General features: G+C 70.9%; 17 protein-coding genes. 16 read left to right on the top strand and 1 reads right to left on the bottom strand.

Translation table 11 applies throughout. The annotated features are described in order from the left end of the window. Position 1: 1 nt before the first annotated feature. From MED01_RS00865 to ahcY, 11 genes are all read left to right on the top strand, one after another. On the top strand, positions 2-4,462 hold the full coding sequence (locus MED01_RS00865; protein ID WP_238666608.1) for a toxin glutamine deamidase domain-containing protein: 4,461 nt from the start codon (positions 2-4) through the stop codon (positions 4,460-4,462). Further along, positions 4,462-4,896 carry a tRNA pseudouridine(13) synthase TruD gene (locus MED01_RS00860; protein WP_238666607.1) on the top strand — a complete coding sequence of 145 codons (435 nt, stop codon included), beginning with the start codon at positions 4,462-4,464 and terminating at the stop codon, positions 4,894-4,896. Before MED01_RS00865 ends, MED01_RS00860 begins: the two co-directional genes overlap by 1 nt. Before the next feature lie 63 nt (positions 4,897-4,959). Next, a complete protein-coding gene (locus MED01_RS00855; RefSeq protein ID WP_238666606.1) occupies positions 4,960-5,208 on the top strand; it encodes a hypothetical protein in 249 nt (82 codons plus the stop codon). Positions 5,209-5,333: 125 nt separating this feature from the next. Beyond that, positions 5,334-6,029: a deoxyribonuclease V gene (gene nfi / locus MED01_RS00850; RefSeq protein WP_238666605.1), complete on the top strand. Its 696-nt coding sequence runs from the start codon at positions 5,334-5,336 to the stop codon at positions 6,027-6,029. Positions 6,030-6,179: 150 nt separating this feature from the next. Then, positions 6,180-7,238 carry a hypothetical protein gene (locus MED01_RS00845; protein ID WP_238666604.1) on the top strand — a complete coding sequence of 353 codons (1,059 nt, stop codon included), beginning with the start codon at positions 6,180-6,182 and terminating at the stop codon, positions 7,236-7,238. A 69-nt stretch (positions 7,239-7,307) separates the two neighbouring features. Next, the gene (locus MED01_RS00840; RefSeq protein WP_238666603.1) at positions 7,308-8,693 is read left to right on the top strand and encodes a phosphomannomutase/phosphoglucomutase; all 1,386 of its coding nucleotides are present in this window, start codon (positions 7,308-7,310) and stop codon (positions 8,691-8,693) included. Positions 8,694-8,754: 61 nt separating this feature from the next. Beyond that, the gene (locus MED01_RS00835; RefSeq protein WP_091394023.1) at positions 8,755-8,940 is read left to right on the top strand and encodes a Trm112 family protein; all 186 of its coding nucleotides are present in this window, start codon (positions 8,755-8,757) and stop codon (positions 8,938-8,940) included. Further along, complete coding sequence (locus tag MED01_RS00830) at positions 8,937-10,133, top strand: SIS domain-containing protein (protein WP_091394020.1); 1,197 nt, start codon at positions 8,937-8,939, stop codon at positions 10,131-10,133. Before MED01_RS00835 ends, MED01_RS00830 begins: the two co-directional genes overlap by 4 nt. A 67-nt stretch (positions 10,134-10,200) precedes the next feature. Continuing rightward, positions 10,201-11,202, top strand: a complete 1,002-nt coding sequence (locus tag MED01_RS00825) for a cation diffusion facilitator family transporter (protein ID WP_238666602.1) — start codon at positions 10,201-10,203, stop codon at positions 11,200-11,202. 3 nt (positions 11,203-11,205) lie between these two features. Beyond that, positions 11,206-12,369 (top strand): mannose-6-phosphate isomerase, class I, encoded by a 1,164-nt coding sequence (manA, locus tag MED01_RS00820; protein WP_238666601.1) that lies wholly within the window; start codon positions 11,206-11,208, stop codon positions 12,367-12,369. 279 nt (positions 12,370-12,648) lie between these two features. Continuing rightward, entirely contained in the window at positions 12,649-14,148 is a 1,500-nt protein-coding gene (gene ahcY, locus MED01_RS00815) for an adenosylhomocysteinase (protein ID WP_091394012.1), read from the top strand. Positions 14,149-14,337: 189 nt separating this feature from the next. On the opposite strand, the gene MED01_RS00810 is transcribed toward ahcY, so the two are convergent. After that, positions 14,338-14,484: a hypothetical protein gene (locus MED01_RS00810; RefSeq protein WP_238666600.1), complete on the bottom strand. Its 147-nt coding sequence runs from the start codon at positions 14,482-14,484 to the stop codon at positions 14,338-14,340. 137 nt (positions 14,485-14,621) lie between these two features. Between MED01_RS00810 and efeU the strand changes: the two genes are divergently transcribed. From efeU to mtrB, 5 genes are all read left to right on the top strand, one after another. Continuing rightward, positions 14,622-15,521, top strand: a complete 900-nt coding sequence (gene efeU, locus MED01_RS00805) for an iron uptake transporter permease EfeU (RefSeq protein ID WP_238666599.1) — start codon at positions 14,622-14,624, stop codon at positions 15,519-15,521. A gap of 22 nt (positions 15,522-15,543) precedes the next feature. Next, entirely contained in the window at positions 15,544-16,677 is a 1,134-nt protein-coding gene (gene efeO, locus MED01_RS00800) for an iron uptake system protein EfeO (RefSeq protein ID WP_238666598.1), read from the top strand. 25 nt (positions 16,678-16,702) lie between these two features. Further along, positions 16,703-17,980 (top strand): iron uptake transporter deferrochelatase/peroxidase subunit, encoded by a 1,278-nt coding sequence (gene efeB / locus MED01_RS00795; protein ID WP_238666597.1) that lies wholly within the window; start codon positions 16,703-16,705, stop codon positions 17,978-17,980. Positions 17,981-18,203: 223 nt separating this feature from the next. Beyond that, positions 18,204-18,893, top strand: coding sequence for an MtrAB system response regulator MtrA (gene mtrA / locus MED01_RS00790; RefSeq protein WP_030331519.1), 690 nt, complete (start codon positions 18,204-18,206; stop codon positions 18,891-18,893). Positions 18,894-18,905: 12 nt separating this feature from the next. Further along, positions 18,906-20,663 carry an MtrAB system histidine kinase MtrB gene (gene mtrB, locus MED01_RS00785; protein WP_238666596.1) on the top strand — a complete coding sequence of 586 codons (1,758 nt, stop codon included), beginning with the start codon at positions 18,906-18,908 and terminating at the stop codon, positions 20,661-20,663. The last annotated feature ends 1 nt before the right edge of the window (position 20,664 follow it).

Raw genomic sequence — 20,664 nt, 5'->3', positions numbered from 1 at the left:
GATGAGCGTGCTGCCGAGCCCCATCCCGCACCCCCTGGACTACGCGCCGTGGGACGTGCCCGGCTGGATCTACGAGGCCCTCGACTGGGTGGTCGGCGTGCAGTGGCCGGAGGGCAACGAGCGGGCCGTCTGGGACGTCGCCGACCAGTGGTACGCGGTCGCCTCCGTGCTCGCCGGGCCGCACGCCGACGCCGCCGCGGCCGCCGTCGAGGTGCACAACGGGTACGGCGGCGTCGGGGCTGTCGACGCGGCGTTCGAGGCGGCCTGGCGGGGGATCGCCGAAGGCGCCGACGCCCCGCTGCCCGTGCTGCTCGCGGTCACGGCCGACCTGGGCCGACTGGTCGAGGAGTGCGGTTGCGACATCGAGGGCGCCAAGCTGGAAGTCTGGATCGAGCTGGGCATCCTGGTCATCGAGCTTCTCACGGTGGCGGTGGCGGCGGTGTTGACCGCCGGTGCGGCAACCCCGGCCGCCGGCGCGGCGATCACCGCGACGCGACTGCTGGTTCAACAGATCTTCAAGCGGCTGATGGGCCAACTGGCCAGCAAGTCACTCAGGCACGGGTTCAAGGAGGCCGGCGAGCGGGCCGCCAAGGAGGTCGCCCGAGGTGGCGCACGCGGGCTCGCCAAGCGGGTCGCCCGTGAAGGGCTGGAGGAGGCCACCGAGGAGGCCGGGGTCACCCTGGCCACCCAGGCGTACCAGAACTCCACCGGGCGGGCACACGGCCTGGACCTGACCGATCTCGGCGCCTCGGCGGTGGGCGGGCTGGCCGGCGGGGCGGTGGCGCCGCTGGCCGGCCTGGGCCGGCACGCGACCGGGCGAGCGGCGAAGGTCGGCGAGCACCTGGGTCGGGAGATGACCGGCGAGGTGCTCGCCGACAGCGCGGCGAGCCTGGCCACCGGTCAGGGCCTGACCTCGATGGAGGACGTGGCGCGCGCCGCCGCGTCCGGGGCCACCGGCTCGGCGACCGGGCAGACCGACCACGCGCTACGCGCCCGGCTCGACGCGCAGGCCAACGCCCTCGCCGGAGCATCGTTCACGGGCCCCTCCCTTCCGCCAGTGCTGCCTGTCGTGGCGGATGTGGCCTCGACGGGAGCACCTCCCTCGCTCGGGGTCTCGTCGACTGCTACCTCGGCGGGGGGCGGTTCTGCGGGGGCTGTCGATGGTGAGGCTTCGGGTGGTCCGGTCACGGCAGCCGGCAATCCGGTGGAGGCGACGGAAGGCGTCGCCACCACGCCGCCGAACCAGTTGGCTGCGGCGACGTCCCCGGTTGTCGAGCAGTCACGAGGAGTCGGGCCGACATCTCCGGTCGCGCCCGACGTGCACACCTCGTCACCGATACCGCTCGCTGCGGTGTCCGACGTGGACGTGGTGAACCGTTCGGTGGGCGCCTCCGAGGCGACACAGTCGACGGGTGGGTCGTTCGGCGACAGAGCTGGCGTTCCCCACCCGGTCACGGCCGACCCCGTGCACTCGGCGATGACCACCAACCCGGTCGCGTCGTCGTCGGCTGTCGATCCGGTCGCGTCGGCTTCGGCTACCGATCAGGCCACCTCGGCCGTGGCTGATCCGAGTCGGCCTGCGGTGGGTGCTGATCCGAGGCTTTCGTCGGCGTCCGCGCCCGTGACCGGTCCCCTCGAATCAACCGGCGGGCCGGCCACCGGTGCATCGAGTGGCGGGCCGGCCGCCACCGGTGCGCCGCCGGCCCACCCCGGCAGCTCGCCGCACCCCACCACCAACGGACCGACCGCCTGGTCTCCGGCGACCGGCCCCTCCACACCAACGATCAACACCGGCCCGGCGGCACCGATCACCTTCGGCGTCCCGACCACCACCAACGGGCCGCTGCCGGTCGCCTCCACCCCACCGGTCGTGGGTCGGTTCACAGTGCCGTCGCATGTCCCGCCCCGGGAGACGCCCGCACCGGTGCGAGCGCCCGACCATCCCGCCCGGGGAAGGGCGTCGATCCCCGTCGACGTGGCGGCGTTCGGTGCCCCGTCGGTGCGCGAGCCCGAAACCAACGACGCGTACGCGGCGCAGTGGGCCGCGGCGGCGGAAGCCGCCGAGCGGCGGCGCTACCAGGACCACTACGAATCGCTGCGGATCGCGTTCGAGAACAACCGCCGGCAGGCCGAGGCCGCCCGACTGCGCACCCGAGCCGTGGAACTCGATCGTCGAGCCGTCGAGTACGCCACCTACGCCCGACAACTGCACCAGGCCGGCAACCGGCAGTGGGCAGACGGCTGGCAGCGCGCCGCGAACGAGGAAGCTCGCGCGTACTCCGAATGGCGTGACCTGGCAGACGCGGTGCTGGCCGGCACCACGGCCCCGCCGGTCGTGGACATCAGCGCCACCTTCGAACACGCCAACCGGGACGTGGGCGCACTCGCGCTCGGCGCGGTGGAGACTGCCGGTCCGTCCAGGCTCACCGGCGACGACGATCCGCCACCGATCGACGACTCCCGGCCGTACGGGCAGCCCGGAGGACTCCGGCCACCGCTCGCCCTGCACCAGGTCGACGTCGAACGACAAATGCCCCGCGATCCAGACGGCACCGTCGTCCGCACCGCCGACCCCCGGCAGGGCGGCTGGTTCGGGCTGCTCAACGACGGCGGTCCTGCGGCCGACGCCACCCGGGGCATCAACTGCCTGGACTGCACACTGTCGCTGTTCGAGACGTGGGTGCACGGGCGCCCCCGCGTGTCGGCGCCACGAACCTTCGACGGCTACCTCGACGGTGACATCCGGCGCCCCATCCGTGGCGAGGCAGGCGGCCCCGGCCGGGTGGAAGACGTGACCGGCGGGCGCTTCCAACAACTTCTCGCCCCGACGTCCGGTCACCGTACCGACCCGGGGCAGGCGCGGCAGGCCGCCGACCGGGGCTACCGCAACCTGCACGACCAACTGCTGCTGGGCGGCCACGGCAGTTACTCGTTCCTGGTCACCGAGTGGGCGCACGGCGGTTCGCACGCCTGGGTGGCGCTCAACCAGAACGGCACGGTTCTCTACGTGGACCCGCAGAACGGCGTGGTCCGGGACCGGCCTCTCTACCCTGACGTGGTCGGCATCGACGCGCTGGTGCTGAGCGGAGACGGCCGACCGATGCCGCTCGGCGGGCTCCCCCGGGGCCGGTTCAGCGAACGACCCGACCTGCCGGACCACCCGCCGACGCACGACGACGGCGGCCACGGCGACCCGTACATCAACCGGATGTACCTGCTCCTTGACGGCCCGGGCTCGGCTCCGTGGTCACCCGACGCCAACGTTCCAGCGAGCGGCAATCTCGACCAGCCCACGCCGGGTGGCGGGCCTGCCCGCGCCGTTCTGTCGGCCAACAGCGTGGACGACGTCTTCGCGGCGGGGGTGACTCCCACTGAGTTCGCGACGGCGATCGACCCGCCGACCCTTCGCCGGCTGGTGCCGGACCTCGACGAAGCGTCGGCACGGGATCTCGTGCGACTGTTCGCCGACGACCGGGTCCGGGACATGCTCGACAGCGCCCGGCGAGAGCCGCCCCCGAACGAACCGGACCTGGCCGAGCACCTGGTGCGGCAGTTGGTGCAGCATCCGGACCTGGCGCGTCTGATCCAGTCCACGCCCGAACTCGCGAAGTCGCTGACGGCCCGTCCGCTGACCCTGTATCACCTGGCCAGCCAACAACAGGCCATCGACGTCCTCGCCGAGGTGCTGGACGACGTCGCCCAGCAGGAGGCAGCGGGGCTCGGGGTGTTGGGACAGACAACCGGAAACGGTAACGATGTGGATCAACCACAGCCAACGCCACTCACTGACGACCAGCGGCGGATCAGCGCGAGTGTTCGGATTCCGGATGATCTACCGACCCAACCGGGATTCGAGAAGCGTCGCCAGTCTGACCCCTCCTATCGGCAGCATTACCTCGACGATCTCTACGCAGCGGCAGCTGTTGCCCAGGCGGAGCTGAATCAGTTGGCGACGTCCCTGGCCCTTGTCGGTGATCGTCGGGTTGGTGAGCCCGGCTGGCGTGAGCAGCCTAAGGACCGCCGTCGAGCCGAGGACAAGGTGACCAAACACCAGGGCGATGCGTCCAAGCTGCTCGACCTGGCCGCCGCGAAGGTCGAGTTCCGCAACCTCGACAATCTCTACGCGGCACTCGGGCGGATACGCGACCACCCTGACGTCGTGATCGTGGGATGTGACGATCGCTTCCTCTCGCCTAGGGACAGCGGCTACCGAGACGTGCAACTCGTGCTGCAGATGAGGAATGGTCATCTGGCAGAGTTCCGGCTGCACCTGGCCGCCTTGGATGCGGTCGCGGTTTGGGAGCATGTGCTCTATGAGGTGCGCCGTGACGTGGAGGCCCTCGCCGAGGCGGATGGTCGAGCCTTGACAGCGAGCGAACGAGCGATCACGGCGGGCATCCGCCGGCGCGAGCAGCAGCTCTTCTGGCAGGCTTTGCAGTCAACTTTCGAGGGGAATGCCTGATGGCCGAGGGTCTATTGCTTCCCTCCTATTACCTCTATTACCAGTCCCCGGTCAAGATCGTGGAAACCCTGGATGGAGGTGCCAGGGTCTGGCGTGTGTCCATCGATACAGGCGGCTGGCACGAGAAGAACGATATTTTCATGGAGATCACCCTCGGTGTTGGGGGCGAGATCTTCCGACGTTCTCCTGAGGACTTCGTGCAGGAGGTGGAGCGCTTTCGGGCTCACTATCTCGAGGGCGAAGGCCCGATCTTCGCTCTCTACGAGACGGTGCAGGCGGTCAGGGACGTGGCGAAGGCCGAAGATCGCCACCTGACGCCGAAGGAGCAGGCGCTCATTCGTGGGATTCGACAGCGGACGTTCGTCATGTTCGAGGAGCAGCTTCGCGCGGCCGGTGATCCTGGCGCGGACCCCGATATAGCGAGAGTGCAGTAGGCATCCTTCGTGGATGGACGGACGGAGGGACGAGTCGGTGGCGGGGCCGAATAAGATCGACGCATGGCGAGATTCGGTACGCAGAGCGTCAGGTCCGCCGTCTGGGCCTGGCCGGTCGGCATCCTGATCGGTCTGGCGATCGGCATTCCCGTCTTCGGTGCGAAGGGTGGCGTCGCCTTCAGTGTCGCCTTCGGTACTGCCTTCGCGCTCGGCCTGGGTGCGATCAGGGGTCGGGCCGACGGTGACCCCGCCCGGGGCGGCCCGGACGGTAGGGCCGCCGGGGGTGGCGTCGGCGCGTCGGGCCGAGAGTGATCGACTCCGGTTCATTGAAGTCGGGGCATTCAGAGCCCTGGGATAGCCCGACTTCCGTGAAGCCGAGTGGATCATCGCGCGCGGCGGGCAGGGGCGGCGCGGCGGGCAGGGGCGGCGCGGCGGGCATGAGCGGCGCGGCGGGCACTGGGACAGCAGGGCCGGGCAGTGTTGCCGAGGCGGTGGCCGTACAGGAGGAGTTGCGGCCGTTGGTGGACCTGGTCGGGCCGGGGCCGAGCGCGCCCGCGACGGTGGCCGGCCTGGACGTCGCGTACGCCGAGGGTGGTGATTTGCTGGCGGCGGCAGTGACGGTGGTGGACGCCCGGACCCTGGCGGTGGTGGACTCCGCTGTCGGTGTGGGGCGACCCGCGTTCGACTATGTGCCGGGGTTGTTCGCCTTCCGTGAGTTGCCCGCGTTGCTCGCTGCGCTCGACCGGCTGACCACCATCCCTGACCTGCTGGTCTGCGACGGGCACGGGCTGGCCCATCCGCGCCGCTTCGGGCTCGCCTGCCATCTGGGGGTGGTCACCGGGTTGCCCGCGATCGGGGTGGCGAAGACGCCACTGGTGGGGGTGTGGGATCCGCCGTCCGCCGAGCGGGGTTCCTGGTCGTCGTTGCGCGACGGTGGCGAGGTGGTCGGTCGGGTGCTGCGGACCCGCGACGGGGTGAAGCCGGTCTTCGTGAGCGTCGGCCATCGGATGAGCCTGGAGAACGCGACGGCGCAGGTGCTCGCGTTGACTCCGCGCTACCGGCTGCCGGAGACCACCCGCACCGCCGACCGGCTGTGCCGTGACGCACTCGCCGAGGCGGAGCAGGCCCGCTGATTGGCTGGTCAGCCCGGCTGCCAGCAGGTCGGCGGGAGGAGCCGTAAACCGTAACGCCGCACACATGCGGGGCGCTCACTGTCCGGTGGGACAGGTGGGCCGGTAGTAGCCTGACCGCGGACCCCATCCGGGGAGAACGGCGAGGTAATCATGACAGTGCGTCGACGCGTGGCACGGCTCGCGGCGGTCTGCGGTCTTGCGGGCGGCCTGGTGATGCTCGGTGCGTCACCGGCGCTGGCCGATCAGGACTCGGTCCGGGTGGGCGCGGCCAGCAGCTTCGCCGCCGGTGGTTCCGCGCAGGGGGTGAACGTCGCGGTGCGCAAGCGCACCGACGGGTGCGTCCTGCTGCGTACCGCGCTGGGTTTCCGCCTGGAGGGTCTCCAGCCGAACCAGGTGGCGGTCGAGGTCAACGCGGGCGGACGCTGGTTCCCGGTGGCCGTCAGCGGCGGCGCCGGCACCGTGTCGACAGCGCAGACGTCACCCTCGAAGCCGACGCTGTGCAAGGGCAAGGGAATCACGGTGCGCTACCGGGTGGCGTTCGCGGCGGGTGCGCCGGGCGGCCGTCTCGTGGTCACCGGCGCCGGTATCAGCGCCGCCGGCCAGACGCTGGGTCACGCCACCGACGCGGCGCGGCTGACCGGAGCGCGGGTCACTCCGTCGCCGACTCCGTCGCGGTCGAAGACGCCGTCGCCAACTCCGAGCCCGACCGAGGTCGTGACCGTCGACGAGGCGGCGAACCCGCTGGCGCAGGGCGGCGTCTCTGCGGCGCCGAGCACCACGGCGACCGCCGCCGAGTCGTCCGGAGCGTCACCGGTGATGTACTTCGGCATCGTGCTGGTGGCGGTCGGTCTGCTGCTCATCGTGCTGCTGTTCCGTCGCTCGCGGCAGGACCGGAAGCCGTCCGACGATGCGCCCGGCCCCCTGCCGGGCAACCCCGGCGGCACCACCTACCGCGCCGGGGGTGGGTTGCCGCCCGCGCCCGGTCGCCCCGGTCAGGTGTACGGCCAGCAGCCGCCAGCCGCCGCGTGGGGTGGTGCGGTGCCGTCACCGCGTCCCGCCGTCGGCGGGGTTTACGGTGCCCGGCCGGACACCCCCGCCCCGGAGGCCACCCAGCCGATGCCGGATCGGCCCGAGGTTCAACCGAAGCCCGGTGACCCGCCCACCGACGGTGACGGCCACACCGTGTTCATTCCCCGCCTCCCCGGCTGAGCGGAGTACGGCCCGGCCCTCCGTTAGGCTCAGGATCGGTGTCTAACCTGCGGCCAAGGAGTGGAACACGTGTCTGATCTGTCCCAGATTGTGAAGGCGTACGACGTCCGTGGGACGGTGCCGGACCAGTGGGACGAACGGGCCGCCGAGGCACTGGGCGCCGCCTTCACCCAACTGCTCAACTCCACCGAAGAGCCGGGTGACGCCGTCGTCGTCGGGTACGACATGCGGGCCACCTCGCCCGGCCTGGCCGCCGCGTTCGCCGCCGGTGTACGCGCCGAGGGCCGGTCGGTGATCGAGATCGGCCTCGCCTCCACCGACCTGCTCTACTACGCGTCCGGCTCACTCGACCTGCCCGGCGCGATGTTCACCGCCAGCCACAACCCCGCGCAGTACAACGGCATCAAGATGTGCCGCTCCGGCGCGCGCCCGATCGGCCAGGAGAGCGGCCTGGCCGAGATCCGGGAGCGGGCCCAGGCCCTCCTGGACTCGGGCGACGCTCGTCCCGCCGGAGCGCCGACCCGGCCCGCCGAGCGGCGCGACCTGCTCCCCGACTACGCCGGCTACCTGCGCAAGCTGGTCGACCTCTCGGGCATCCGGCCGTTGAAGGTGGTCGTCGACGCCGGCAACGGCATGGGTGGCTTCACCGTTCCGACAGTGCTGGGCGACGCGGCCCTGTCGCCGCTGCCGCTGGAGATCGTGCCGCTCTACTTCGAGTTGGACGGCAGCTTCCCCAACCACGAGGCCAACCCACTCGACCCGGCGAACCTGGTCGACCTCCAGCGCGCTGTGGTCGAGCACGGGGCCGACATCGGGTTGGCCTTCGACGGTGACGCCGACAGGTGCTTCGTGGTGGACGAGCGCGGCGAACCGGTCTCACCGTCGGCGATCACCGCGCTCGTCGCCGCCCGTGAGTTGGCCAAGCACCCGGGTTCCACGGTGATCCACGGCCTGATCACCTCCAGCGCCGTCCCGGAGATCATCCGGGAGCACGGTGGGCAGCCGGTCGTCGCCCGGGTGGGGCACTCCTTCATCAAGGCGGAGATGGCCCGCACCAACGCCGTCTTCGGCGGCGAGCACTCCGCGCACTACTACTTCCGGGACTTCTGGTTCGCCGACACCGGGATGCTCGCGGCGATGCACACGTTGGCCGCGCTGGGCGAGCAGTCGCTGCCGCTGTCCGTGTTCGCCGGTGAGTACGAGCGCTATGTCGCCTCCGGCGAGATCAACTCGACGGTGGCCGACCAGGCGGCGGCGGTGGCCGAGGTGCGTGCCGCGTACCCCGACGCGGTGGCCGACGAGATGGACGGGCTCACCCTGCGTTTCCTTGACGGCGCCTGGTTCAACCTGCGCGCCTCCAACACCGAGCCGCTGCTGCGACTCAACGTCGAGGCGCCCACCCGGGATCGGATGGTCTCGCTCCGGGACGACGTGCTCGACCGCGTTCGCCGATAAGATCGCCTGCGCCGGTCGGCACCGCCGCCGGTCAAGCCGTACACGTGGAAGGAGCCGCGCCATGGCCCTGGATCCGCAGTTGCTCGAGATCCTTGCCTGTCCGGACACGCACCACGCCCCGCTCACCTATGACGCCGAGGCGCAGACGTTGACCTGTACGGAGTGCGGCCGGATCTTCGAGGTCCGCGACGACGTGCCGGTGCTGCTGCTCGACGAGGCGCGCGGCGGCCCCGGGCAGTCCTCATGATCGACGGTACGGCCGGGGTCAGCGGGCGCCGTGACGCCGACGAGGCCCTGCTCGACAACCCGCAGGCGTTGGCCGAGGCCGACCCGGGCGGCATGCTCCGGCACACGGCGTCGGCCGGTGCGCAGGTTCGCGAGAGCGCGGCGCTGGCAGCCGAGGCGAACCTCGCGGTGCTCGCCGACGACGGGCGGCCCCGAGCCGTCGTGATCGCCGGCATCGGCACCGCCGGGCGTACCGGGGACGTGCTGGCCACTGTCGCCGGGCCACGCTGCCCGGTACCGATCATCGGGCACCGCTCCGCTGGCGTACCCGGTTGGGTGGGCGCAGCCGACGTGGTGATCGCGGTGAGCGCGTCCGGACGTAGCCCGGAGGCGCTCGGCGCCGCCGAGGCGGCCCACCGCCGTGGTGCCCGACTCGTCGCAGTGGGTGCCCCGGACTCGCAGTTGCAGTCGATCGCCGAGCAGGCCCGGGCGCCGTTCATCCCGGTGCCCCGGCGTGCGCCGGCCCGGGCCAGCCTCTGGGCGCTCACAGTGCCGGTCCTGCTCGCCGCCCGTTCCCTCGGGCTGGTGAAGGTCAACGAGGCGGACCTGGCGGAGACCGCGGCCCGGCTCGACGCGGACGCCGACCGCTGCCGGTCCGCCGCCGAGTCCTTCGTCAACCCGGCGAAGTCACTGGCGCTGGGCCTGGCCGGCTCGATCCCCATCGTCTGGGGTTCGTCCCCGCTGGCCACAGTGGCGGCACGCCGGTTCGGTGACACCCTGTCGGCCAACGCCCGCTACCCGGTGGTCACCGGAGCGCTGGGTGAGGCCGGGCGGGGTCGGGTCGGGCTGCTCGACGGCGTCTTCGGCGGCCTGGCCGAGGGGGAGCGGGACATCTTCGCCGACCCGGCCGAGGACGACGGCGAGGGCACCCGGCTGCGGCTGGTGCTGCTGCGCGACGGCGGGCTCAACGCCGAGGACGACACCGATGAGCCGCTCGCCGTCGAGGAGCGCCGTGCGGACGCGGTGCAGACCCTCGCGGAGCGCCGTGGCGTGCGGTGCGACGTGGTGACCGCCGAGGGCGGCTCCGCCCTGGAGCGGCTGGCGTCACTGATCGCCGTTCCGGATTTCGCCTCGATCTACCTTGCTCTGGCACACGGGTTGGACCCGATGGCCGTCCCGGCCATCACCGAGATGAAGGAGCTGTCGAACCAGTGAACGAACGTAGGGGGCGGCGCGCCATGCGCGGACCGGTCGGCTTCGTGCGGCGAAGCGGAGCGGTGGCATGAGCGCCAACGGTGGGACGAAGGCGATTGTCGCCGCCCTGCTGGCCAACATCGGCATCGCCGTCACCAAGTTCATCGCGTTCCTTCTCTCCGGCTCGTCGTCGATGCTGGCCGAGGCGGTTCACTCGGTCGCCGACTCCGGTAACCAGGGCCTCCTGCTGCTCGGTGGCAAGCGGGCGAAGCGCGCGGCCACCCCGGAACACCCGTTCGGGTACGGCCGGGAGCGCTACATCTACGCGTTCATCGTGTCCATCGTGCTGTTCAGCATCGGTGGTCTGTTCGCGCTCTACGAGGCGTACCACAAGTGGCATCACAAGGGCGGCATCGAGTCCTGGCACTGGTTGCCGGTGGTCGTGCTGGTGTCGGCGATCATCATGGAGTCGTTCTCCTTCCGGACCGCCATCAAGGAGTCCAACCACATCCGGGGCAACCAGTCCTGGGTGCGTTTCATCCGCCGGGCCAAGGCCCCGGAGCTGCCGGTGGTGCTCCTGGAGGACTTCGGCGCGCTGGTTGGTCTGGTGTTCGCCCTGTTCGGCGTCACCATGACGCTGATCACCGGCAACGGCGAGTGGGACGCCGCCGGCACCGCGATGATCGGCATCCTGCTGGTCGTCATCGCCGTCGTGCTGGCCATCGAGACGAAGAGCCTGCTGCTCGGTGAGGGCGCCGAGGCGTCCGAGCTGGCGGCCATCGAGCGGGCCGTCACCGACGGCCCCGAGGTGGAGCGGATCATCCACATGAAGACGCTCTACCTGGGCCCGGAAGAGCTGATGGTGGCCGCCAAGATCGCCGTTCCGGAGTGGGAGAGCGCCCACGACCTGGCCCGTGGCATCAACGCCGTCGAGGCGCGGATCCGCGCCGCGGTGCCGATCGCCCGGGTGATCTATCTGGAGCCGGACGTCTACAGCGCCGCTGCCGCCGCGGCCGGCACCGGTGCCGCGGCGGACACCGCCGCGCCGCAGGACACGTCGGGCGAGCCGGCCGGGCGGCCCGGGGGCTGACGGGTGGAGCCACTGTACGGGCCGATCCGGGACTACGCCTGGGGCTCGCGTTCGGCCATCGCCCTCCTGCAGGGGCGATCGGTGCCGAGCGCGGGCCCGGAGGCGGAGCTGTGGCTGGGGGCCCACCCGGGCGCTCCGGCCCACGTGGATCGTGCCGGTCTGCAGGTGAGCCTGTGTGACCTGGTGCGGGACGAACCAGGGCAGTGGCTCGGGCAGCGGGTGTCCGAGCGGTTCGGCAGTCGGCTGCCGTTCCTGCTCAAGGTGCTTGCCGCCGACGCTCCGCTGAGCTTGCAGGCCCACCCGGACGCCGAACAGGCGCAGGCCGGCTACGCGGCGGAGGCGGGGCGCCCCGAGGGGCAGCGAAACTACTCCGACCCGCACCACAAGCCGGAATTGCTGGTCGCGCTCACCCCGTTCGAGGCGCTCTGCGGTTTCCGGGATCCGGCGGAGTCGGCCGAGGCGCTCGCCGCGTTCGGCGTACCGGCGTTGGCGCCGGTGGTGGCCGCGTTGCGGGCCGGGCCGGCGGGGTTGCGGACGGCGGTGCGGACGCTGCTCGGCTGGCCGGTCGCTACGCGTCACGACCTGCTGGCCGCTGTGGTGGCAGCGCCGGCCGACGGCCCGGACGCGGAGCTGACCCGCCGGTTGGCCAGGGCGTACCCGGGGGATCCGGGTGCGCTGGTCGCGCTGCTGTTGCACCACCTGCGGCTGGAGGCGGGGGAGGCGATCTGGATGCCCGCCGGCAACCTGCACGCCTACCTGAGCGGCTGCGGCGTGGAGATCATGGCGGCCAGCGACAACGTGCTACGCGGCGGCCTGACCCCGAAGCGGGTGGACGTCGACGAGTTGCTGCGGGTGCTGCGCTTCGAGGTGCTCGACGATCCGGTGCGCGTCGCGCAGCCGGTCGGTCCGGGCGTGGACTGGTGGCCTGTGCCGGTGGACGATTTCGCGCTGCACCGGGTGCGGGTCGACGCGGCGGTGCCCTCGGTGACGCTGCCGCTGCCCGGACCCAGGGTGGTGCTCTGCGCCGGCGGTTCGATCACCGTGGACGACGGTGCCGGCGCGCTGACGCTGGCCTCCGGCGAGGCGGCGATCGGTACGGCGTTGGAAGCGCCGCTGCGGATCGACGGCGCCGGTGTGGCGTACGTGGCGACGTCCGGGCTGCGCTGACGCCAGCTCGGCCGAAAGACACAAGTCCGACTTTCCCGGAATAGCTTGACGTCGCCTTGCCTGAGTGTGACTCTATGAGTACGCAGCGTTATCGCGACGACGGTCCGAGAACGTGCGGGGGAACCAAACCGGGGGGATGCGCGGGGCGGGCGGGACGTGGGCGGGAAGGTCCGTTCACCACCGACCGCCCCGTGCGCTGTCCGCGGACCGTGCCTGACGCCAGTCGCCGACGCGCGTAAGGTGGAGGGTCGGCGCAGACATCGTTCGACAGGAGCTTTCATGACCAGCACCCTCCCGGCGTCCGCTAGCGGCACGCCGTCCGAGGCCCGGCCGAGCACGCTCGCCGACGGCGACTTCAAGGTGGCGGATCTGTCGCTCGCCGAGTTCGGGCGTAAGGAAATCCAGCTCGCCGAGCACGAGATGCCCGGCCTGATGGCGATCCGCCGCGAGTTCGCCGAGGCGCAGCCGCTCGCCGGCGCGCGGATCACCGGCTCCCTGCACATGACCATCCAGACCGCCGTCCTGATCGAGACGTTGGTCGCGCTCGGCGCGCAGGTGCGCTGGGCGTCCTGCAACATCTTCTCCACCCAGGACCACGCCGCCGCGGCGATCGTCGTCGGCCCGGACGGCACCCCCGAGGCTCCGGCCGGGGTTCCGGTGTACGCCTGGAAGGGCGAGACCCTGCCGGAGTACTGGTGGTGCACCGAGCAGGTGCTCGCCTGGCCGGACGGGCAGGGCCCCAACATGATCCTCGACGACGGCGGCGACGCCACCCTGCTCGTACACAAGGGTGCCGAGTTCGAGCGGGCCGGGGCGGTCCCGCCGGTCGAGTCCGCCGACTCCGAGGAGTACGCGGTCATCCTCGAGTTGCTTCACCGCTCGCTCGGCGAGGACGGCCAGCGCTGGACCCGGATCTCCGCCGGCATCAAGGGCGTGACCGAGGAGACCACCACCGGCGTGCACCGGCTCTATGAGATGCACCGGGCCGGCACCCTGCTCTTCCCGGCCATCAACGTCAACGACTCGGTCACCAAGAGCAAGTTCGACAACAAGTACGGCTGCCGGCACTCGCTCATCGACGGCATCAACCGCGCCACCGACGTGCTGATCGGCGGCAAGATGGCGGTCGTCATGGGCTACGGCGACGTGGGCAAGGGCTGCGCCGAGTCGCTGCGCGGCCAGGGCGCCCGGGTCGTGGTGACCGAGGTGGACCCGATCTGCGCGTTGCAGGCGGCGATGGACGGCTACCAGGTCGCCACCCTCGACGACGTGGTCGAGCAGGCCGACATCTTCATCACCGCCACCGGCTGCTTCGACGTCATCACCAACGAGCACATGGCCCGGATGAAGCACCAGGCCATCGTCGGCAACATCGGCCACTTCGACAACGAGATCGACATGGCCGGGCTGGCCAAGCGGTCCGACGTCGAGCGGATCAACATCAAGCCGCAGGTCGACCTGTGGCGCTTCGCCGACGGGCACGCCATCATCGTGCTCTCCGAGGGCCGCCTGCTGAACCTGGGCAACGCGACCGGGCACCCGAGCTTCGTCATGTCGAACTCGTTCGCCAACCAGACGATCGCCCAGATCGAGCTCTTCACCAAGACCGAGGAGTACCCGATCGGCGTCTACGTGCTGCCCAAGCACCTGGACGAGAAGGTGGCCCGGCTGCACCTCGGCGCGCTCGGCGCCAAGCTGAGCACGCTGACCAAGGAGCAGGCCGCCTACCTCGGCGTCTCCACTGAGGGGCCGTTCAAGCCGGATCACTACCGCTACTGATCGACGTCTCTGAACCGGGTCGGCTGTTCGCAGCCGGCCCGGTTCGTCGTCCCCACGGCCGTCCCCGCTGCGCCCCCGTCACTTCCGCGATCTTGCAGTTTCGGTTGGAGATTTGCGGCTTTGGCGCGATATGCCGCCGCAGAAAGTGCAAGATCGCGGGGGCGGTGGGGTGGCGCGCGGCGGGGCGGGTTAGGTGCGGCGGGTGGGGCGGAACCAGGTCCAGATGCACCAGGCCAGCCAGCCGAGCGAAACGAGGGTGGCCAGCGCCTTCAGGCGTAGTGCGCTGAGCAGCAGCACCACGGCCAGCACCGTCAACCACGGCAGGAATCCCCTCACGGCGCCGATCTTCGCACAGTGGGTTCGCCGCAGACAGGGTGAGCTTGTCGTGAACAACTTGACGAGGGCCCTGAGCAGGGAGGAAGGTATGCCTGCCCTAAGTCAGCCAAGGCGTGCCTAACCTACTCGGAGCTCGGATGTTCGCCACCTACCTGATCGGTCTGCGGGAAGGGCTGGAAGCCACCCTGGTGGTCAGCATCCTGGTCGCCTTCCTGGTGAAGTCGCAGCGCCGGGACCGGCTGCCGCAGGTCTGGGCGGGCGTCGGCCTGGCCGTGGCGCTCTCGGTGCTCTTCGGCTGGCTGATCGAGTACACGTCGACCTCGCTGCTGGCCCGATCCGAGGATCGTGAGTTGTTCGAGGCGATCACCTCGGTCGCCGCCGTGGTCTTCGTGACCTGGATGATCTTCTGGATGCGCCGGGCCGCCCGGACCATCGCCGGCGAACTGCGGGGCAAACTCACCGAGGCGCTGGCCGTCGGGTCCCTCGCCGTCGCCGGCATGGCCTTCCTCGCGGTGATCCGCGAGGGCCTGGAGACCGCGCTGATCTTCTACTCGGCCGCCCAGGGAGCTGCCGGCGACAGCGGCCCGCTGCTCGCGTTGATCGGCGGCATCGTCACCGCAGTGGTCCTCGGCGTGCTGCTCTACGCCAGCGCCCTGCGGATCAACCTCAGCAAGTTCTTCACCTGGACCGGCGCGCTGCTGATCCTGGTCGCCGCCGGCATCCTCAAGTACGGCGTGCACGACTTCCAGGAGGCCGGTGTCCTGCCCGGACTGAACGACCTGGCGTTCGACATCACCGGCACGCTCGACCCGAGCACCTGGTACGCGGCCCTGCTCGCCGGCATGTTCAACGTGACTCCCGCGCCCACGGTGCTGGAGACGATCGCCTGGGTCGCGTACGCCGTACCGGTGCTCCTGCTCTTCCTGCGACCGGCCCGGCGTAAGCCGGCACCCACCGCTACCACCACCACCGTCACCGAGCGCGGGGCCGACACCGGCGCCGAGGCCGAGCCGGCGTCCACGCCGCAGCGTGCCTGACCCACGAGGAGAGACAGCTCAGATGCGTACCACCCAGTTCTTTGCGCTGGCCGCCGCCGGTGTGCTGGCGACGGCCGGTGTGGCCGCCTGCTCCGACTCCGACAAGGGTGACTCGGCCGCGTCCGGCGGACCGATCGTGGTCAAGGCCAGCGACACCTCCTGTGAGGTCGGCTCGACCGACCTGGGCGCCGGCACCGCCACCTTCAAGATCACCAATTCGGGCGCGAAGGTGACCGAGTTCTACGTGTACGCCGACGGCGACCGGGTGATGGGCGAGGTGGAGAACATCGCCCCTGGGTTGAGCCGCGAGCTGCACGTGGAGTTGCCGGCCGGCACGTACCAGACGGCCTGCAAGCCGGGGATGAGTGGCAAGGGCATCCGGGGCGCGCTCAAGGTCAGCGGGTCGGCGCAGCCGCTCACCGCCGACGCCGCGCTGGGTGACGCCACCGACAACTACCAGCGCTACGTCAAGAGCCAGACCACCGCGCTGTTGGACAAGACCGAGGAGTTCGTCGCCGCGGTCAAGGCCGGCGATGTGGCGAAGTCCAAGGCGCTCTACCCGGTCGCCCGCACCTACTGGGAGCGGATCGAGCCGGTCGCCGAGATCTTCGGCGACCTCGACCCCAAGATCGACGGCCGCGAGGAGGTCATCGAGGAGGGGATGGAGTTCACCGGCTTCCACCGGATCGAGAAGGACCTCTGGCAGTCCGGTGACATCAGCAAGGACGGTCCCATCGCCGACCGGCTGCTGGTCGACGTCAAGGAGATCGTGGCCAAGGCGAACGCCGAGAAGCTCTCCCCGCTCCAGCTCGCCAACGGTGCCAAGGAACTGCTCGACGAGGTGGCCAGCGGCAAGATCACCGGCGAGGAGGACCGCTACTCGCACACCGACCTGTGGGACTTCGCCGCCAACCTCGAAGGTTCCAAGGCCGCCGTGTCCGCCCTGCGGCCCGCGTTGCAGCAGCGCTCGCCGGAGCTGGTCACCCAGCTGGACACCGAGTTCACCAACGTCGAGGGGTTGCTCGGCAAGCACCGCGTCGGCGACGGGTGGAAGCTGCACACCGCGCTGAGCAAGGCCGAGCTCAAGGAGCTCTCCGACGGGATCAACGCGCTCGCCGAGCCGATCAGCAAGGTCGCCGCGGCCGTCGCCAAGTGACCACCTGGCAGAAAGAGTCGAGTCGATGAGCGGGAGCAGGTTCACCCGGCGCCGGGCGATCACCCTGGCCGGCGCAGGGGTGGCGGGGGTCGCCGGAGTGGCGGCCGGTGCGGGGGCGCTGCTGAACGGCTCCCACGGCCCGGCCGCGGCGAGCGACCACCCGGCCGGGGCGGTGCCGTTCCACGGCGAGCACCAGGCCGGCATCGTCACCCCGGCGCAGGACCGGCTGCACTTCGTGGCCTTCGACGTGATCACCAAGGACCGGGCCCGACTCGTCGAACTGCTTGAGGAGTGGACGGCCGCCGCCGCCCGGATGACGGCGGGGCGCGACGCCGGGGTGCTGGGTGCGGTCGGCGGGATGCCGGAGGCCCCACCGGACGACACCGGTGAAGCACTCGGCCTGCCTCCCTCACAGCTCACCCTCACCATTGGTTTCGGGCCGACGCTGTTCCGCGACGCCGACGGGCGGGACCGCTTCGGCCTCGCCGACCGTCGGCCCGCAGCCCTCGCCGAGCTGCCGAAGTTCCCCGGCGACGCGTTGCAGCCGCAGCTCTCCGGCGGCGACCTCTGCGTCCAGGCCTGTGCCAACGACCCGCAGGTGGCGGTGCACGCGATCCGCAACCTGGCCCGGCTCGGCATGGGTGTGGTGAGCGTCCGTTGGTCGCAGTTGGGCTTCGGCCGCACCTCGTCGACCTCCCGTGAGCAGGCCACCGCGCGCAACCTCTTCGGGTTCAAGGACGGCACGGCCAACCTCAAGGCCGAGGACACCGACCTGCTGCGCGACCAGTTGTGGGTGCAGCCGGGCGACGGGCCGGACTGGATGGCCGGAGGCTCGTACCTGGTGACCCGCAAGATCCGGATGCTCGTGGAGACCTGGGACCGGACCTCCCTCGCTGAGCAGGAGGAGATCGTCGGCCGGACCAAGGGCAGCGGCGCGCCGCTGGGTCGCAGCGGCGAGTTCGACGAGCCCGACTTCGCCGCCCGGGGCGCGGACGGGAAGCCGGTGATCGCCGAACACGCCCATGTCACGTTGGCTCATCCGAGTCGGAACGGCGGCGCTCAGCTGCTGCGCCGGGGTTACAACTTCGTCGACGGCTCGGACGGCCTCGGCCGACTCGACGCGGGCCTCTTCTTCATCGCCTACCAGCGCGACCCGCGCCGTCAGTTCGTGCCGATCCAGACCCAGTTGGCTCGGCACGACGTGATGAACGAATACCTGCGACACGTCTCCAGCGGGGTGTTCGCCTGCCCTCCGGGGGTACGCGACGGCGGGGATCACTGGGGGCGTGGGCTGTTCGGCTGACCGTCGTCCGGATGGCGACAACCGGATCGGCCCAGCCTGCGGTAGCGCCAGGCGGCGCCAAAGGGGGATCATGGTCGCAGCCTGGCGATGGCCCGTTCGCGCGCCAGGCACCGTAGCCGTGGCGCCGCCGCCACGGACCGCGATCACCGGTTTCATGGCGGCGCGGAACGTTACCGGCGGACGCCGGTCCCACCGAACTGAATGAGGATGCAATATTAATCCCATGAGAGCCCGCGTACTGGTGGTCGACGATGACCCCGCGCTCGCCGAGATGCTCGGCATCGTGCTGCGCAGTGAGGGTTTCCTGCCCTCGTTCGTGGCGGACGGAGAGCGGGCGTTGGCCGCCTTTCGCGACAGTCGTCCCGATATCGTGCTGCTTGACCTGATGCTTCCCGGTATGAGCGGTATAGACGTCGCGCGGTCCATCCGGGCGGAGTCCGGCGTGCCCATCGTCATGCTGACCGCCAAGAGCGACACCGTGGACGTCGTGCTCGGCCTGGAGTCCGGCGCCGACGACTACGTGGTCAAGCCGTTCAAGCCCAAGGAGCTGGTGGCCCGGATGCGGGCCCGACTGCGCCGAGGCGAGGACGTGGCCCCGGAGATGCTCACCATCGGGCCGCCGGACAACCAGATCACCATCGACGTTCCGGCGCACACGGTGAGCCGCAACGACGAGGAGGTGAAGCTGACTCCGCTGGAGTTCGACCTGCTGGTCGCGCTCGCCCGCAAGCCACGTCAGGTCTTCACCCGCGAGGTGCTGCTCGAGCAGGTCTGGGGCTACCGGCACGCGGCCGACACCCGCCTGGTCAACGTGCACGTCCAGCGGTTGCGGGCCAAGATCGAGCCGGACCCGGAGCGACCGGAAATCATCCTCACCGTGCGGGGCGTGGGCTACAAGGCAGGGACCGGATAGCCTGGTCGCACTGTGTCGACCTCGCCGCCCCCACCCTCCCCGAGTACGGCTGCCCGCCGGCCCAGCGCCGGCGGGGAGCTCTGGCGTGCGGTGAGCGGTCGGGTCGCTCGTGCGGTGGGTCGGGCCCATCAGACCTGGCGCCGCTCGCTCCAGGTCCGGGTCGTGACCATCACGCTGGTCGCGTCCAGCCTGCTGGTCGGCGGGTTCGCGTTCCTGATCGCTGACAAGATCACCACCATCCTGCTCGACAGCGCTCGCAGCGATGTCCGACAGCGGGTGACCAGCGGTGCCAGCTACGCGGCCAAGCAGGTCTCCTTCTACCGGCAGCCGCAGGAGGCGCAACTCCAGGAGACCATCGACGGCACTGTCAACTACCTGGCCGGCGGCGACCCCCAGCAGACCAGCGGGGTGGTGGTGGCGATCACCGCCGACGACTACCCCAACGACATCCAGACCCGCACCTCCCCGTCTGCCAACGTCCAGTCGCTGATCAGCCCCGAGCTGCGCGCCGCGATCGCCGACGGCAAGGTGGCCAGCCAGATCCGCACCGGGCGACTCACCGGCGAGACCACCAAATACCTGGTCTACGGCTCGCCGGTGCCCACCAGCTTCGGCCAGATCGAGCTCTACTACCTGGTGCCGCTGGGCCGGCAGGACGTGACCGCCGCCGACGCCCGAGCCACGGTCGTGGCCACCGGAGTCGCGCTGGTGATCCTGCTCGGGTTGCTCGCGGCGTTGGTGACCCGGCTGGTGGTCAACCCGGTCCGGGTCGCCGCGCGGACCGCCCAGCGGCTCTCCGCGGGCCTGCTCGACCAGCGGATGGTGGTCAACGGCGAGGACGACCTGGCCCTGCTCGCCGCGTCGTTCAACCAGATGGCCACCAACCTGCAACGGCAGATCCTGCGGCTGGAGGAGATGTCCCGGTTGCAGCGCCGCTTCACCTCCGACGTCTCACATGAGCTGCGTACCCCGTTGACCACGGTTCGGATGGCCGCTGACCTGATCTTCGCCGAGCGCGACGAGTTCGACCCGGCGGTCGCCCGCAGCGCGGAGCTGCTCCAGGCCGAGTTGGACCGATTCGAGGAACTGCTGACCGACCTGCTGGAGATCAGCCGGTTCGACGCGGGCTTCGCCATGCTGGATTCCGAACCGACCGACCTGGTGCCGGTGGTGCACCGGGTGGTCGACCGGCTGGCTGGCCTGGCCGAGCGGGTGGGCGTACCCATCGAACTCGACCTGCCGGGCACGCCGGTGATCGCCGAGGTCGACCCGCGCCGGGTCGAGCGGGTGTTGCGCAACCTGGTCGGCAACGCCGTCGAGCACGGCGAGGCCCGCCCGGTGCTGATCACCCTCGGCATCGACGAGACCGCCGTGGCGATCACCGTCCGCGACCACGGTGTGGGGCTGAAGGTGGGCGAGGAGAAGTTGGTGTTCAACCGGTTCTGGCGGGCGGACCCGTCCCGGGCTCGGCAGACCGGGGGCACCGGCCTGGGCCTGTCGATCAGCCTGGAGGACGCTCGGCTGCACGGCGGCTGGCTGGAGGCGTGGGGTGCTCCAGGGCAGGGCGCGCAGTTCCGGCTCACCCTGCCGGCCCGTGCGGGCGATCGGCTGACCACCTCGCCGCTGCGGCTGGTGCCGGCCGACGCCGCCCTGCCGTTCGGCGGCCCCCGCGACGGTGGGCCACTGGCCATCGGGCCCGGCACCGGCGGGGCGTTGGCGATCGGCCCGGCTCCGGTTGGGGACGGCCAGCGGACGGAGGTGCGCTCGTGAG

Origin of the sequence: Micromonospora alfalfae, from assembly GCF_022230925.1 — a bacterium.
In the GTDB taxonomy this organism is placed as follows: domain Bacteria; phylum Actinomycetota; class Actinomycetes; order Mycobacteriales; family Micromonosporaceae; genus Micromonospora; species Micromonospora alfalfae.
The sequence above is the reverse complement of the archived record's forward strand: the minus strand, read 5'-3'. Positions and strand labels throughout refer to the sequence as shown.

Coding starts and splice junctions, on each gene's coding strand:
- MED01_RS00865 (WP_238666608.1), top strand. CDS start 2: ATGAGCGTGCTGCCGAGCCCCATCCCGCACCCCCTGGACTACGCGCCG.
- MED01_RS00860 (WP_238666607.1), top strand. CDS start 4,462: ATGGCCGAGGGTCTATTGCTTCCCTCCTATTACCTCTATTACCAGTCC.
- MED01_RS00855 (WP_238666606.1), top strand. CDS start 4,960: ATGGCGAGATTCGGTACGCAGAGCGTCAGGTCCGCCGTCTGGGCCTGG.
- nfi (WP_238666605.1), top strand. CDS start 5,334: ATGAGCGGCGCGGCGGGCACTGGGACAGCAGGGCCGGGCAGTGTTGCC.
- MED01_RS00845 (WP_238666604.1), top strand. CDS start 6,180: ATGACAGTGCGTCGACGCGTGGCACGGCTCGCGGCGGTCTGCGGTCTT.
- MED01_RS00835 (WP_091394023.1), top strand. CDS start 8,755: ATGGCCCTGGATCCGCAGTTGCTCGAGATCCTTGCCTGTCCGGACACG.
- MED01_RS00830 (WP_091394020.1), top strand. CDS start 8,937: ATGATCGACGGTACGGCCGGGGTCAGCGGGCGCCGTGACGCCGACGAG.
- MED01_RS00825 (WP_238666602.1), top strand. CDS start 10,201: ATGAGCGCCAACGGTGGGACGAAGGCGATTGTCGCCGCCCTGCTGGCC.
- ahcY (WP_091394012.1), top strand. CDS start 12,649: ATGACCAGCACCCTCCCGGCGTCCGCTAGCGGCACGCCGTCCGAGGCC.
- efeU (WP_238666599.1), top strand. CDS start 14,622: ATGTTCGCCACCTACCTGATCGGTCTGCGGGAAGGGCTGGAAGCCACC.
- efeO (WP_238666598.1), top strand. CDS start 15,544: ATGCGTACCACCCAGTTCTTTGCGCTGGCCGCCGCCGGTGTGCTGGCG.
- efeB (WP_238666597.1), top strand. CDS start 16,703: ATGAGCGGGAGCAGGTTCACCCGGCGCCGGGCGATCACCCTGGCCGGC.
- mtrA (WP_030331519.1), top strand. CDS start 18,204: ATGAGAGCCCGCGTACTGGTGGTCGACGATGACCCCGCGCTCGCCGAG.